Here is a 14,365-nt window from a genome sequence, read left to right as displayed (position 1 = left end):
CGCGAAGAACGCCGACCTACGCTCCTTCACCCAGACCGACCTCGACACCATCGCGACGCGCATCAACGAACGGCCCCGCAAGGTCCTCGGCTGGGCCTCATCCCACGACGCCTTCACCGATAGCCTGAACACCATCAATGGTGCGTTGACCGGTTGAATCCGCCAAGGTTTTTGCTACACCGCTAGGACTGCCCGTCGATCGACGATGACCCGCCTGGCCTGAGCTCTCGAGTACGCAGGTAGGGACATCCCTAGATGCTCAGCGTTGAAAAGTGCGCATCTCAGAGGGTTCCTACTTGCGTGGGTTGAGGTACACCCTATTTGCACAGTTGCTCCGCTATGTGGCTCGCGTGCACATGGGGTCCTCGGTGGCCCTATTGCTCACCTTGCGGGTAGGGACTAGACATGCCGGGTCGAATCGCGGGGTACGCGCGCGTCTCGTCGACGTCGCAGAATCTAGCCAGGCAACTAGAGGCGCTCGGGCGGTCGACGAGCTGTTCACCGATCACCAATCTGGCAAGAGCCGAGCCAATCGCGCTGGCCTGTTGGATGCGCTGCGCTACGTGCGCCGCGGTGACACGCTGCGCGTCGCGTCGATGGGTCGGCTCGCGCGATCACTGATCGACCTCGAGCAGATCGTCTCCGACCTCACCACGCGCAAGGTGAGCGTCGAGTTCGTCAAGGAACGCCTCACCTTCACACCCGATGCTACGGCCGACCCGTTCGCGACGTTCCAACGCCAACTCATCGGCGCCGTCGCCGAACTCGAGCGCTCCTATCCGCGAACGCCAACGCGAAGGCATCGACCTGGCCAAAGCCCGCGGCGTGTACCAGGGCCGCGCCCGCCGCCTCACCGACGAACAGATCGCCCACGTGCGTCAGGCGGCGGCCGCGGGCGATCCCAAGGCCAAGCTCGCCGCCGACCTTGGGGTCTCGCGCCGCCTCATTTACGACGTCATCGCCGGCAACGGCTCAGAAGTTCTGACCGCCCATGTCCTTGAACCGTGAGTAGTGCCCCTGGAACGCGACGGTGATGTCGGCCGTCGGGCCCGCGCGGTGCTTGGCGACGATGATCTCGGCCTCGCCGGCCTTCTCCGATTCCTTGTTGAAGTAGTCGTCACGGTGCAGCAGGATCACCATGTCGGCGTCCTGCTCGATCGAACCCGATTCACGCAGGTCCGCCATCTGCGGGCGCTTGTCGGTGCGCTGCTCGGGTCCACGGTTCAGCTGCGAGATCGCGATGACGGGTACCTCGAGCTCCTTCGCGAGCAGCTTGAGCGCACGCGAGAACTCCGACACCTCCTGCTGACGTGATTCGACGCGCTTGCCCGAGCTCATGAGCTGCAGGTAGTCGATCGCGATGATCTTCAGGTCGTGGCGCTGCTTGAGCCGGCGCGCCTTCGCGCGGATCTCCATGAGCGACATGTTCGGTGAGTCGTCGATGAACAACGGCGCGTCCGAGACGCGACCCATCGTCGTCGCCAGACGCGTCCAGTCCTCGTCACGCATCTGGCCTTTTCGCATGTGCTGCAACTGAATACCGGCCTCGGCCGACAGCAGGCGCATCGTGATCTCCGTGCGCCCCATCTCGAGCGAGAAGAACGCGGCCGTCATGTTGTGATGAATCGCGGCGCTGCGAATGATGTCCATGCCGAGCGTCGACTTTCCCATGGCCGGTCGTGCCGCGATGACGATCATCTGCCCGGGGTGCAGACCGTTCGTCAGCCCGTCGAGCTCGGAGAAACCCGTCGGCACGCCGACCATCTGCCCGTCGGTGCCGGAGGCCTGCTCGATCTCGTCGGCCGTCGCCTCGATGACGTCGCCGAGCCGCACGTAGTCCTCGCCGCCACGCTTGTCGGCGACGGCGTACACCTCGGCCTGCGCGGCGTTGACGATGTCCTCGACGTCGCCGCCCTCGTCGCCGTAGCCCATCTGCACGATGCGGGTGCCGGCGTCCACGAGCCGGCGCAGCACGGCCCGTTCGGCGACGATCTGCGCGTAGTACCCGGCGTTCGCGGCCGTCGGCACCGACGCGATGATCTGGTGCAGGTACGCCTGCCCGCCGATGCGCGCGAGTTCGCCGCGCTTCGTCAGCTCGTCGGCGACGGTGATGGCGTCCGCCGGCTCACCTCGGCCGTACAGGTCGGTGATCGCGTCGAAGATCGTCTCGTGCGCCGGGCGGTAGAAGTCGATGCCCTTGACCTCGGCGATGACGTCGGCGATCGCGTCCTTGCTCAGCATCATGCCGCCGATGACGCTCTGCTCCGCCTGCAGATCCTGCGGCGGCAGCTTGCCCGGCGGCATCGACGACGAACCCGCCCCGTCGAACTCCGGCGGCGCCTCGTACGGCTCCAGCTCAGCCACGCTCACAACTCCTCGAATCGGGTGCCACCCGCCCGGCCGACGCCGCACGATCCGTCACGACCCACCCTTGCACTCACCACCGACAACAGTAGGCAGACGCCCCGTCCGTTCACGAACCCGTCTGTGGACGGTGCTGTGGACAGGGTGTTGGAAACGCCGGTGGCGGTTGTGCACAGACCCGGGACGAACCTGTGGATGATTCGCCAGCCCGTCGTGGGAACCGCGCCACTGCGGTGATTCGCCGATCCACACCCTGTGGACGAAGATTGCTCCCGGTCGTCGACAACCTGGGTTGTCGTCCACAGCCCCGAAAGCTCCCCCACCCCCCACCAGCCGGTCACGTCGCGTTCACGGCCCGCTTGGCGCCCATCGTCCTGCGCGAGGCGGACCACCACGCCACATCAGCCCCACGAGCACCTCGCTGCAGCGAGCGAGGACACCCCGACGCACGAACGTTCGCCGTGGTCATCTTCCGAGGGTGGAACTCTCACATGCGGTCGAGTTCCGCCCCCTGAAGCATGGCGAACCAGTGGGGGGCTGATGCGCCGGGGTGCCATCCCACTCAATCAAGACCACCCCGGCTTCCGGGCGTCACGACACACCTCAGCGCTGGATCGAAACTGTTTTCACAGGTTCACACGCACGGCGCGTGAGCGCCTGCCACCCGTCGACAGCCCGCGCGGTCGACACCCAGCCTGCGCGGCATCCCACGCCGCGCCGCCACGGCAGTGCACGTGAGGCACCCCACCCGGGCAGGCCGGGTGGGGTGTCGCCGTCAGGATCCGTTGCGCGAGACGCCGACCGTGCCCGGGACGTAGGTGGTGCCGAGCTCCTTCGAGTCGGCGATCTTGATGCTCGTGTAGGAGGAGCAGTCAACGATGCCCCAGTGCAGGTGCGGTCCCATCGAGAAGCCGGTGTTGCCCGACAATGCGATCTTCTGCCCCTGCGAGACTCGCTGCCCCGCAACGACGTTCATCGACGACAGGTGCGCGTACTCCATGCAGAAACCGGAGGCGTCCTTGATGAGGACGGTGTTGCCACCGGTGACGTTGTTCTCGGTCTTGAACACGACGCCCGACGCGGAGGCGACGACCTGCGTCCCCGTCGGAACCCCGAAGTCGACGGCGTGCTTGTCGTAGTACTTGTGATGGCTCGCCGCCCCGTACGGACCCTGCGTGATGGGCGCCGGGTAGCCGTTGAGGAACGGTAGCTCGTACGGCGCGTCCGGGTGGACGAGCGGCGGGACGCCCGGCTGGCCGGGGGTGCCGGTGTCACCACCGGTCGGCTGGTCCGTGGCGAGAGCGAGGGCATACGTCGTCTTCGCCCCGACGACGCCGTCGACGCCGAGGCCGTGCGAGCGCTGGAACGTCATGACCGCCGACTCGGTGAGCGGCCCGAACACGCCGTCGACGTTCACCCCGAGCTTCGACTGGATGGCGCGCACGAGCGGGCCCGAGTCGCCGCGTCGGACGACGTCGCCGGCACTCGGCTGTGCGGACGACGCGTCGAGCGCCGCCCACGTACGGGGGCCGACGACGCCGTCGACGTCGAGGCGGTTGGCGCGCTGGAAGTCCTTGACGGCCGCTGTCGTGACCGGGCCGTACCAGCCGTCGACGACGAGAGCGAGGCGAGCCTGCAGCGTCTTGACGGCCTCGCCGCGCGAGTCGAAGGTCAGCACGGGCGAGGTGGTGGGAGCGGGCGCCGGCGCCGGCGTCTCCTGCGCCGCGAAAGCCGGGGCAGCCATCACAGCCGCTCCGGCGACGGGCAGCGTCGCGCCCACGCCGAGCGCGAGGGCGGATCGGGAGCCGCGGGCTGCGGCAGCACCGACGCGCGCGGACTCGACGCGGCCGTGGCGCGTGGCAAGGTGCTTCGGCAAGTACTTCGTCATGGCGGTTCGCTCCGTCGTCGAAGAGCGCCGGTCGACTCGCGGTGGGCGCTCGTGCTCACGTGTCGCACGGGGGTGCGACATGTCGAGGATGCACGAGCCGAACGTCGCCGCAAAGCACCCCGAAAATCACATGCATGTCGTTCTGGCACCCCGTGATCTTCCTGTGATCACGCGGCTGACGGGCACTTTCGGCATGGTTCCGGGCAGCACGAAACGAACATCCTTTCGAGCCTCGAAAAAATGTTCGACGAAATATTCACCATTCAGTTTTGTCCACGATGTGGGACGGCGCTCGGTCCGTCGTCCGCGTCAGCTTCCCCACTGTCGGTACGACCGGATCCGAGCGCCACCCCCTGCCATCGCGGCAGTCTCGACGCCGTCTTTCAGCGCAGCACGCGCGCGTAGCTCGACGGCTTGCCGTAGATCGCGCGAACACCCACGGTGGAACCCGGGTGCGGTGCGTCGATCATCATGCCGTCGCCGAGATAGATGGCGACGTGATACGCCGGGTAGCCGTAGAACAGCAGGTCACCCGGCTGCGGGTTCGTCGTGCTCGGGAAGTACGCCTGCTGCTGCGCGGAGACGCGCGGCATCGTGATGCCGTACTGCTTGAACACGTACGAGACGAAGCCGGAGCAGTCGAAGCCCGACGGCGTCGAACCGCCCCACACGTACGGCACACCCTGGAACGTCTTGGCGTACGCGATGATCTGCGCGGCCGTCGCGGACGGAGCAGGCGTCGTCGGCGTCGTCGGCACCGTGGGAGGCGTCGTCGGCGTCGTGGGCACCGTGGGAGGAGTCGGCGTCGTGGGAGTCGTCGTCGAGCAGCCCAGCTTCGACCACGTCAGCTTGCCCACGATGCCATCCGCGTACAGACCGTTCTGCGCCTGGAACGAGACGACCTCGGCACGCGTGGCCCGCCCGAAGATGCCGTCGACCTCGACTCCGAGCTTGCTCTGCAGCACCTTGACGAGCGCGTGCGTCGAACCGAAGCGCAGCGTCGTGGTGTTCGCGGTGCACGTCGTCGGCGTGGTCGGAGTGGTCGGAGTGGTCGGCGTTGTCGGAGTCGTCGGCGTCGTCGCCGCAGCGAGCTTCGCCCACGTCAGCTTGCCGACGATGCCGTCGGCGTACAGCCCGTTGCTGCGCTGGAACGACTTGACCGCCGACAGCGTCGCAGGGCCGAAGATGCCGTCCGCGTTGACCTGGAGCTGCGCCTGGATCGCCTTCACCGCTTCCCCACGGGAGCCGAAGAACAGGACGGGCTTGACGGTCGGTGTGGTCGCACTCGGCGTGGTCGTACCCGTGCCGGGTGCGGCCATCGCGGGCGCGGCCGCGACGAGGGCTCCGGTGGCCGGGATGGCGAGCGCCACCCCGGCGCCGAGGCCGGATCGAAGAGCGAGCTGCGGGCGCACGGTGCGTTCGCGTCTCCTCATGTGCAGGGGAGCATGTGTACTCAAGTGAGCAGCCTTTCTACGGTTTTCGCGTTCCAGCGCACCGCGCCTCCAGGGTGGAGACGCACGCCACTGCCACACCCTCGCCAGCCCCCGCTCACAAAGGTGCAGGCTTCACTCTGCCCGAGCGTTTCCTGAGTGCGAAATGAAAGTTGCCGACACGCCCGGTAAATGCTTGACTCGACGCGCGCCGCGCGAGATAAGCGGCCACGACGCCCACCTGGATCTTTTCCCGTCGTTCCGCGTAGTTTCGGGCCAGTACCAGGAGTCAGGGGCTCCGCCGAGCAGGCGCGCCGACGCGGTTGCACGAGAGGACATTTTTTCTCATATGATGAGACGGGCGACGCGAGAGGTGCAGGAAACCGACTCCCTGGGGCCCCAGATTCGGGCCCTTGCCGTGCCGGCCTTCTTCACGCTCGTGGCCGAGCCTTTGTTCCTCATGACCGATTCGTCGATCGTCGGCCACCTCGGCGTCACGCAGCTCGCGGCGCTCGGAGCCGCGAGCGCCGTCCTGCTCAGCCTCACCGGCATCTTCGTCTTCCTCGCCTACGCGACAACCGCACTCGTCGCACGCCGCATGGGCGCGAACGACGAGGACGGAGCGATCGGGGCGGGCCTCGACGGCGTGTGGCTCGCGTTGACGCTCAGCATCCCGCTCGCCGCCGCGACGTTCGCCGCAGCGCCACTCGCGGTGCGCGCGATGACCAGCGCGCCTGAGGTCGTGGACGCCGGCGTCACATACCTGCGGATCAGCGCCCTCGGCATCCCGGCGATGCTGGTCTGCCTCGCAGCGCAGGGGCTGCTCAGGGGCCTACAGGACACGCGGACGCCGCTGCTCGTCACCGTCGCCGGATTCGCGCTCAACGCGGCGCTCAACGCCATCCTCGTCCTCGGTCTACACACCGGCCTCGCCGGCTCGGCCGCCGGCACCACGGCCGCGCAGTGGCTCATGGCGCTCGCCCTGCTCGCCTCGATCGGCCGACGGGTGCGCCATCTCGACGTCCGCCCCCACCCGGGACGTGTCCTGGGTGCGGCACGCGCCGGGGCGCCGATCCTCGTGCGTACGATCGCGCTGCGCGCCGTCCTGCTCCTCACGACGGCCACCGCCGGGTTGTTCGGCCCCGGTACCCTCGCGGCGCACCAGATCGCATCGACGATCTTCACCTTCCTGACGTTCGCGCTCGACGCCGTCGCCATCGCGGCGCAAGCGCTCGTCGGCGAATCACTGGGCCGCGGTGACGCCTCACGCACCCGCGAACTGACCGCGACGCTCACTCGATGGGGTTGGCGCTGCGGACTCGTCGGCGGTGTGGCGACGCTGGTCACGGCGTGGTGGGTGCCCCTGCTGTTCACCTCCGATGCGACGATCGCGCACACGACGAGCGCCGCCCTCGTCGTCATCGCCCTCGTCAGCGCACCGTCGGGCGTGCTGTTCGTCCACGACGGTGTGCTCATGGGTGCCGGGGACGGCGCGTTCCTCGCCCGTGCGCAACTGGCGCTTCTCGTGGGCTACCTGCCGCTCGTGTGGGTCCTGAGCACCTCGCGGGATGCCGTCACAGGCTGGGGGGACGCGGCGCCGCTCGTCGCGGTCTGGGTGATGTATGCGCTCTACCTGCTCGCGCGCATGGCCGTGCTCGACCACCGGCGTCGAGGCACTGCCTGGATGCACCTCGAGAGCGCCGGCTGACGCCCCGGTCCCGCCGGCCCCGATGCTCGCGGGGCCGCGAATGCCACATGGGCCGCGCTCACCCACTATCTTGAGGTCATACGCAGGCATCTCTCAGGGAGTTCCCATGACGCACGACCTCGATGATCGACTGCTCACGAGTCACGGCGTCAGCCGCCGGACCGCACTCACCGGAGCGCTCGCACTGGGCGCCACCGGCGCCGTCTCGACGCTCGGGGCGAACCGGGCCTCGGCCACCACGGTGGGGCTCTACGACAAGATGCACGCCATCGACGCATCCACGACCGGCGGGTTGTCCGTCGCCGTGCACGATCGGCGCAGCATGCGGGTGTGGCAGTACAACGCGCCGTTCCGCAACGAGTGCGCGAGCATCGTCAAGGTGCTCATCCTCGCGGCCGTCTGCTCGCGCGCCCAGAAGGCGGGGCGCGGCCTCACCGCGTGGGAGAAGAGCCAGGCCTCCCCGATGATCCGCGTCAGCGACAACAACGCGGCGACGAACCTGTGGCGCAGCGTCGGCGGCGCACCCGCGGTGCAGGCCGTCGCGAACAGCCTCGGCATGACGTCGACGCGCGCTGCCGGAGCCTGGGGCCTGACGACGACCTCCGCCTACGACCAGATCGTCCTCATGAACGAGATCAGCTGGCGCGGCAGGCTGCTCAACGCCGCCAACCGTGGCTACATCCTGACGCTCATGGGCCAGGTCGCGGCGGATCAGCGTTGGGGCGTCGGCTCGATCGGCACGAGTCAGGTGAAGAACGGCTGGCTGCCCTACGCCGGTCTGTGGCGCGTCAACAGCATCGGCCACGTCGGCGGCAACCGCAACCACACGCTCGCCATCCTGCAGCGCACCCCGACGATGGCGATCGGCACGTCCGTCGCCAACCGCGTCGCCGCGACCATCCACGCGCACCTCGCGACCGCCCTCTGACGCACGCACGACGAAGCCCCGCCCACGGACGAACCGTGGCGCGGGGCTTCGACGTCGCCCCGCCCCGGACGAGGCCGGGGCGGAGCGGTGAGGATCAGGCGCGGGCGACCTTGACGTCGACCGTGGCCTGCACCTCGGGGTGCAGACGCACGAGCACCGAGTACTCGCCGAGCGAACGCATCGGCGTCGTGATCTCGATCTTGCGCTTGTCGACGGAACCGGCGCCGGCTTCCTTGATCGCGTCGGCGATCTCACCGGTCGTGACGGCGCCGAAGAGGCGGCCGTTCTCGCCGGCGCGCGCCTTCAGCGTCACCTTGGCGTTCTCGAGGTTGCCCTTGACGGACTTTGCCTCTTCGAGCGTCTTGATGGAACGCGTCTCGCGAGCCTTCGTGATCGAGTCGACCTGCTTCTGGCCGCCCTTCGTCCACTCCGTGGCGAGGTTGTTGCGCAGAAGGTAGTTGCGGGCAAAACCGGGCTTGACGTCGACGACGTCGCCGGCCGTGCCGAGCTTGGAAACCTCGTGGGTCAGGATGACCTTCATGTCGGTGTTCCTTTCCTCGATCAGCGAGCGGAGCTCGAGTAGGGAAGCAGAGCCATCTCACGCGCGTTCTTGACGGCGTTGGCGATGAGGCGCTGCTCCTGGACGGAGACACCGGTGACGCGACGGGCGCGGATCTTGCCGCGGTCGGAGATGAACTTGCGCAGCAGCGCAGCGTCCTTGTAGTCGATGTTCTCGACCTTCGCCGCCTTCAGCGGGTTGGCCTTCTTCTTGGGCTTGCGCACAACGGGCTTTGCCATCGTGGTGCTCTCCTTCTATGAGAGCCCGAGTGGTGACTCGGGATAGCGAGTGTGTGAGTGGCCGGCACGTGCGTGCCGGGCCGGTGGGGCGTCATCGTCGTGGTGACGCCCGGTAAGAGGAGGAACGATCAGAACGGGGGCTCGTCGTACGACGGGCCGGTGGACCAGCCACCGTTGCCGCCGCCCTGCGAGCCGTTCGACTGGCCGCCGGCGTTGCCACCCGAGTTGCCGCCGAAGCCGCCACCCGAGTTGCCACCGGTCGCCCACGGGTCGTCGGTCGGGCTGCCACCGAAGTTGCCGCCCTGAGAACCCGAGTTGCCGCCGAAACCGTTGCCACCGCCGGAGTTGCCCCCGAAGTTGCCCTGGCTGACGTTGCCGCCGCCGTTGCCACCTCCGAAGTTGCCACCCTGGCCACCGCCGGAGCGCTGGGTCTTGTTGACCTTCGCCGTGGCGTACCGCAGCGACGGGCCGACCTCGTCGACCTCGAGCTCGGTGACGGTGCGCTTCTCGCCCTCCTTCGTCTCGTACGAACGAGACTTCAGACGGCCGGTGACGATGACGCGCGAGCCGCGCTGGAGCGACTCCGAGACGTTCTCCGCTGCCTCGCGCCAGATGGAGCAGGACATGAAGAGCGCCTCGCCGTCCTTCCACTCGTTCGACTGGCGGTCGAAGACGCGCGGGGTCGAGGCGATGCGGAAGTTCGCCACGGCAGCGCCGTTCGGCGTGTAGCGCAGCTCGGGGTCGGCAACGAGGTTGCCGACCATCGTGATGTTGACGTCACCTTGCGCCATGGGTGGTTCCTCCTACTGAATGTGGGGAGTTCTCAGGCGTCCTTGCGCAGGATCTTGGTGCGCAGGATGGACTCGTTGAGTCCAAGCTGACGGTCAAGCTCTGCAGCGGTGGCCGGGGTCGCGTTGAAGTCGACCACGACGTAGATGCCTTCGGACTTCTTCTTGATGTCGTAAGCCATGCGGCGACGGCCCCAGACGTCGACGTTGTCGACGGTGCCGCCGTCCTTCGTGACGACAGAGAGGAACTTCTCCAGCGAGGGCTGGACCGTGCGCTCGTCGAGCTCACCGTCGAGGATGATCATCATTTCGTAATGACGCATGCGGTAACCCACCTCCTTTGGTCTCAAGCGGTCACGGTCTCTCCGTGACAGGAGGGTTGCAGCGTTGCCGCGCCCTCTCGTCGTCGCACGCACCACGATGGCCCATCGAGCCGTCGGGGAGCACGCGCCGGAGCCACAGGTTGTGGATGAGACGGCACGAACCCCACAAGACTACCCGTAGCCGTCACCGGCGACCAATCTCTGTGGATGAACTCAGGCTGACGCGGCGTTCGCGTGCTGCCGAGCCGTGAGGCCGGCGCGGCGGCCGCCGTCGCCGTCCTCGGATGACGCGACGGTCGACGAACGCGTCGCGCGGATCGCCGCGGTGACCAGGTAGACCAGCCCGACCAGTCGCACCAGGGTGAAGAGGCAATACCAGCCGGAGGGCAGCGCCTTCGCCATGTTCGAGGCGCGCGCGATGAACCCCCACACGGTGATGAAGTAGACGAACTCGGCGCCCGCCCAGACGAGGTGGTCGCGCCACGGCAGCGCGCTGAGCGCGATGAGCGGCAGGACCCACAAGCACGCCTGCACCGGCAGGGCACGCGACGTCAGCATCACCGTGACGAGCATGAGCAGCGCGATGGGCGCGAGCGGCAGCCGCTCACGACCCTGAGCGAGAATCGCCCCCAGCGCGATCGCCGCGATCCACCCGAGCACGGCGAGGCCCGTCAGGACGGCAGGTGACAACGTCACGCCCGCGAAGCTGAGGATGTACCAGAGCGAGCCGTACCCGGCGCCCTGCTGGCGCCAGGCGGTGAACGCGGTGAACGGGTCGCCGCCCCACACGGCGATGACGGCGAACATCGCGACGCACGTCGCGCCCGCCCCGACGAAGAGCGCGAGGGCGCCCTTCGTGTGGCCGCGCACGAGCGCGACGACGAGCGCGGCCGCGAGGACGGCGCCGAGCGTCGGACGCGTCAGGAGGGCGCCCGCTAGCGCCACCCCCGCGAGCGGGAAGCGCGAGCGCTCCCAGGCCAGCAGCCCGGCTGCGACGAGGGCCACACCGAGCGCGTCGAACGAGATGAGCGCACTCGTGATGAGCACCGGCGACAACGCGATGTGGGCAGCCACCCAGGGGCTGTCGGGTCGCGACGCGGCACTCGCGCACACGGCGAGGGCGATGAGCAACGCGACGACGGCGGCCCCCCACGCGAACATCCCCTGCTGCAGCCGCAGCTGCGAACCGCCGGGCACGATCGTGCGCACGAGCCAGGTGATGAGTGCCGTCAGCGGGGGCTGGCCCTGCATCGTCGGGTTCGACCACGGCGACGATCCGGCGGGCGCGGCGACGGCGACGGGCAGGTCGGAGTAGCAGGCGCGCCACAAGGATCCGGGCGTCGCCCACCCCGTCGAGACACAGTGGTTCTTCTGCAGCACCCCGAGCGCGACGAAGACCGCGCTCAGCGCACTGAGGACAGCGGCGGCCGGGCGCCACCCGCGTCGCCCGACGACGGCGTGACGCCCCAGCGGCCCACCGACGACGTGACTGGCCTCCGCGGCCACCGGGTCGGTGCGCGTCGGGGCTCGACCCGAGCTCGGAGCGGTCGTCGGGTGCGCAGGCGTGGCCGTGTGCGTCATGGGGTCAGCCTAAGCGGGGGTGCCCGGTCAGCGACTCGCCGAGGCTCCCGGGGATGACCGGCCGCTCGCGGCGGCCGATGACGCCGCCGTCTGCGGCGGGCTCGTTTCACGTGAAACAGCCGCGCTGGAGGAGGCCGGCAGCGTCGCGTCAGGCGCCGTCGACCCGGACGACGCCGGGCCTGGGGCGTCCGTCGCGTCGGGCTGGGTGGGCTGGACGTTCGACTGCGTCGGCTCCGGGTAAGGCTGCGACGCGGCGCTGGAGGGCGCGGCGTACGTCTTCGTCGGGGTCGGTGACGCAGACGTGGACGCCGACTCGGGCTTGTTCTCGTTGTAGTACGAGCGCTTGGGCAGTTGCGTCTTCTTCTGCCCCTCGAGGGCGGCATCCATGAAGTCGACCCACACCTTGCGCGGCAGACCCGCGCCGTAGACGTCGCTCGCCGTCACACCCGGCAGATTCTGCATCGGCTGCGCCGTCTTGCCGTCGGTGCTGTAGTACATGCCGACACTCGTCGTGATCTGGCCAGGCGTGAAGCCGTTGAACCAGAGGTACTTGTTGCCCGAGGCCGTACCTGTCTTCGACGCCATGGCGCGCCCGAGCTCGTCCTGCGCGCCCGCCGCGGTGCCGTAGACACCCGTCTTGCCGAGCGCCCACGTGAGGTCGTCCGCGATCGCCTTGTCGTACACCCGCTTGCCCTTGGTGTCGACGGTGTAGGAGTACTTGCCGTCGAACGACTTCACCGTCGAGATGAGGTGTCGGTCATGGAACACGCCGCCGGAGTTGAGGGTGTTGTACCCCGTCGCCTGGTCGACGACGCGGCTGTCACCCGTGCCGAGGACGTTGAGGATGTTCGTGTCGTTCATCCCCCCGAGCGTCTTCGGCATGCCCGAGGCCTGCGCCGCCTCGAGCGTATTCGCCGGCCCGATCTCCCGGTTGAGCCGGACGAACGCCGTGTTGATCGAGTACGCGAGCATGTTGCTGATCGGCTGCCAACCCCACGACTCGTTCTGGTTGTTCTGCACGTACTTGCCGGCACCGATCGGCAGATAGTTGTTGCCGTTGTACTGGGTGTCGACCGACTTGCCGTGCTGCAGCGCAGCGATCGCGGTGTACAGCTTCATCGATGACGCCGTCTGCAGCATCGCCTGATCTGCGTCCGAGTAGGGCGACTTCACCGGGTCGTAGTCGGCGCCGCCATACATCGCGACGACGCCGCCGTCGTTCGCACGCTCGGCGACGAGGCCGGTGTGCAGCTTGCCGAGCAACGTGTCAGGCGTGTGCTTCTCCACCGCCGCGACGGCCGCGTCCTGCGCGCGCTTGTCGATCGTCGTCGTGATGCGCAGACCACCGCGGTCGATGTCCTCCTGGCTGAGCTTCAGCTTGCGCGACAGTTCGCCGCGGACGGAGGCGATGACGTAGCCCTGCGGCCCGTCCGCGTACTTGATCGGCTGACGCGGATAGAACTTCGGCATGACGGCCTTGTTGCGTTCCTCGGCCGTCAGCCACCCCATCTTGAACATGCCGTTGAGCGTGTACGCCATGCGCTCGTTGGCACGCTGCTCGGAGTTGGGCCCGACGCTCGGATCCATGTTCTCCGGGTTGTTGACGACGGAGGCGAGGAACGCGCCCTCCACAGTCGTCAGCTGGGAGACGTCCTTGTGGAAGTACGACTGCGACGCAGCCTGGATGCCGTACGTCCCGCGCCCGAAGTAGACGTTGTTGAGGTAGGCCTGCAGGATCTCGTCCTTGCTCATCTCCTGATCGACCTTGAGGCTGATGACGACCTCCTTCACCTTGCGGGTGACCGTCTTGTCCTGCGTCAGGAAGTAGTTCTTCACCCACTGCTGCGTCAGCGTCGAGCCGCCCTGGCTGCCACCGTCACCGGTGAAGTCGTTGATGAAGGCGCGCGCGATGCCCGTCGGGGAGATGCCGCGGTTCGAGTAGAAGCTGCGGTCCTCGGCGGCGATGAACGCGTGTTGCACGTCGATCGGCACCTTGTTCAGCTCGACGGGGTCACGGTTCGTCGTCGTGAAGCGGCCCATCTCCGTCTTGCCGTCGGCGTAGTAGACGACGGAGACCGCCTGCGTCGCCTGCGTGTTGGCCTTGGGGATGTCGATGAACAGGTAGAGGCCGATGAACGTGAGCACGGCCAGCAGCACGAGGCTCGCGAGGGTGAGCAGGACGGCGCGCACGATGCGGAACGGTAACGAGTGCGCGCTCTTCTTCTTGCTCCCCCGTCGACGCCGCGCCGCGGGACTCGCGCCCTGGGCGCCCCGCGCACCGGCGCGGGAGGTGGGTGCCTTGGGACTACCGCTGTTCGACGGACGCGACCCGCCCCTCGACGGGGGTCGCTTCGAACCGGAATCGTTGACCACGGACGTGCCTCACTTTCGCGCGACGCACGACGTGCGGCGTCATTCTCACCGATCAGCGTACCGAGCGGGCTCCCGCCGCGTCCTCGTGGTGGCTGTCAATGCCTGTGCGTGAGCCGTGCCCGGAGCGCCAGCGCCGGGGCAACAGGGTGGTGGAAGTGGCGACGTGGGCAGGCCGTCGGGCGCA

At 68.2% G+C, this 14,365-nt stretch carries 11 protein-coding genes and 1 pseudogene; 3 read left to right on the top strand and 9 right to left on the bottom strand.

Annotation, left to right across the window (positions count from 1 at the left end):
* Window positions 1-405: 405 nt before the first annotated feature.
* Window positions 406-1,008, top strand: a pseudogene (locus tag AX669_RS04770) (recombinase family protein).
* On the opposite strand, the gene dnaB reads toward AX669_RS04770, so the two are convergent.
* The 3 genes from dnaB to AX669_RS04755 form a co-directional block, all read right to left on the bottom strand.
* A complete protein-coding gene (gene dnaB, locus AX669_RS04765) occupies window positions 973-2,370 on the bottom strand; it encodes a replicative DNA helicase (RefSeq protein WP_074041083.1) in 1,398 nt (465 codons plus the stop codon). The pseudogene AX669_RS04770 and the gene dnaB overlap by 36 nt on opposite strands.
* Before the next feature lie 769 nt (window positions 2,371-3,139).
* Window positions 3,140-4,252: a peptidoglycan-binding protein gene (locus tag AX669_RS04760; RefSeq protein WP_062256949.1), complete on the bottom strand. Its 1,113-nt coding sequence runs from the start codon at window positions 4,250-4,252 to the stop codon at window positions 3,140-3,142.
* Window positions 4,253-4,635: 383 nt separating this feature from the next.
* Window positions 4,636-5,685, bottom strand: a complete 1,050-nt coding sequence (locus AX669_RS04755; protein WP_143181292.1) for an NlpC/P60 family protein — start codon at window positions 5,683-5,685, stop codon at window positions 4,636-4,638.
* A gap of 346 nt (window positions 5,686-6,031) precedes the next feature.
* Here AX669_RS04755 and AX669_RS04750 point away from each other — a divergent pair, with 346 nt between their 5' ends.
* Together AX669_RS04750 and AX669_RS04745 are read left to right on the top strand one after the other, a co-directional pair.
* Window positions 6,032-7,390, top strand: a complete 1,359-nt coding sequence (locus AX669_RS04750) for an MATE family efflux transporter (protein ID WP_369815061.1) — start codon at window positions 6,032-6,034, stop codon at window positions 7,388-7,390.
* A gap of 106 nt (window positions 7,391-7,496) precedes the next feature.
* Window positions 7,497-8,318 (top strand): serine hydrolase, encoded by an 822-nt coding sequence (locus AX669_RS04745; protein WP_062256945.1) that lies wholly within the window; start codon window positions 7,497-7,499, stop codon window positions 8,316-8,318.
* Between the two features lie 94 nt (window positions 8,319-8,412).
* Here the strand turns inward: AX669_RS04745 and rplI are convergent, their stop codons facing one another.
* The 6 genes from rplI to AX669_RS04715 all read right to left on the bottom strand — a co-directional run bounded on the left by rplI (window position 8,413) and on the right by AX669_RS04715 (window position 13,998).
* Window positions 8,413-8,859: a 50S ribosomal protein L9 gene (gene rplI / locus AX669_RS04740; RefSeq protein ID WP_006944736.1), complete on the bottom strand. Its 447-nt coding sequence runs from the start codon at window positions 8,857-8,859 to the stop codon at window positions 8,413-8,415.
* 20 nt (window positions 8,860-8,879) lie between these two features.
* Complete coding sequence (rpsR, locus tag AX669_RS04735; protein ID WP_006944621.1) at window positions 8,880-9,116, bottom strand: 30S ribosomal protein S18; 237 nt, start codon at window positions 9,114-9,116, stop codon at window positions 8,880-8,882.
* A gap of 128 nt (window positions 9,117-9,244) precedes the next feature.
* The gene (locus tag AX669_RS04730; protein ID WP_062256943.1) at window positions 9,245-9,907 is read right to left on the bottom strand and encodes a single-stranded DNA-binding protein; all 663 of its coding nucleotides are present in this window, start codon (window positions 9,905-9,907) and stop codon (window positions 9,245-9,247) included.
* 32 nt (window positions 9,908-9,939) lie between these two features.
* Window positions 9,940-10,227, bottom strand: coding sequence for a 30S ribosomal protein S6 (rpsF, locus tag AX669_RS04725; RefSeq protein WP_038569923.1), 288 nt, complete (start codon window positions 10,225-10,227; stop codon window positions 9,940-9,942).
* 213 nt (window positions 10,228-10,440) lie between these two features.
* The gene (locus AX669_RS04720; protein ID WP_062256940.1) at window positions 10,441-11,808 is read right to left on the bottom strand and encodes a hypothetical protein; all 1,368 of its coding nucleotides are present in this window, start codon (window positions 11,806-11,808) and stop codon (window positions 10,441-10,443) included.
* Between the two features lie 27 nt (window positions 11,809-11,835).
* Entirely contained in the window at window positions 11,836-13,998 is a 2,163-nt protein-coding gene (locus AX669_RS04715) for a transglycosylase domain-containing protein (protein WP_062256938.1), read from the bottom strand.
* Window positions 13,999-14,365 lie beyond the last annotated feature (367 nt).

The sequence above is a fragment of the Dermacoccus sp. CCH2-D9 genome (assembly GCF_001556795.1).
GTDB classification, from domain to species: Bacteria; Actinomycetota; Actinomycetes; order Actinomycetales; family Dermatophilaceae; genus Dermacoccus; species Dermacoccus nishinomiyaensis.
This window is presented reverse-complemented; position numbering and strand designations above follow the sequence as displayed.

Excerpts from the sequence above, each read along its gene's own strand:
- rpsF (WP_038569923.1), bottom strand. The coding sequence starts at position 10,227 with ATGCGTCATTACGAAATGATGATCATCCTCGACGGTGAGCTCGACGAG.
- AX669_RS04755 (WP_143181292.1), bottom strand. The coding sequence starts at position 5,685 with ATGAGGAGACGCGAACGCACCGTGCGCCCGCAGCTCGCTCTTCGATCC.
- AX669_RS04760 (WP_062256949.1), bottom strand. The coding sequence starts at position 4,252 with ATGACGAAGTACTTGCCGAAGCACCTTGCCACGCGCCACGGCCGCGTC.
- AX669_RS04745 (WP_062256945.1), top strand. The coding sequence starts at position 7,497 with ATGACGCACGACCTCGATGATCGACTGCTCACGAGTCACGGCGTCAGC.
- rplI (WP_006944736.1), bottom strand. The coding sequence starts at position 8,859 with ATGAAGGTCATCCTGACCCACGAGGTTTCCAAGCTCGGCACGGCCGGC.
- AX669_RS04730 (WP_062256943.1), bottom strand. The coding sequence starts at position 9,907 with ATGGCGCAAGGTGACGTCAACATCACGATGGTCGGCAACCTCGTTGCC.
- AX669_RS04720 (WP_062256940.1), bottom strand. The coding sequence starts at position 11,808 with ATGACGCACACGGCCACGCCTGCGCACCCGACGACCGCTCCGAGCTCG.
- rpsR (WP_006944621.1), bottom strand. The coding sequence starts at position 9,116 with ATGGCAAAGCCCGTTGTGCGCAAGCCCAAGAAGAAGGCCAACCCGCTG.
- AX669_RS04750 (WP_369815061.1), top strand. The coding sequence starts at position 6,032 with ATGATGAGACGGGCGACGCGAGAGGTGCAGGAAACCGACTCCCTGGGG.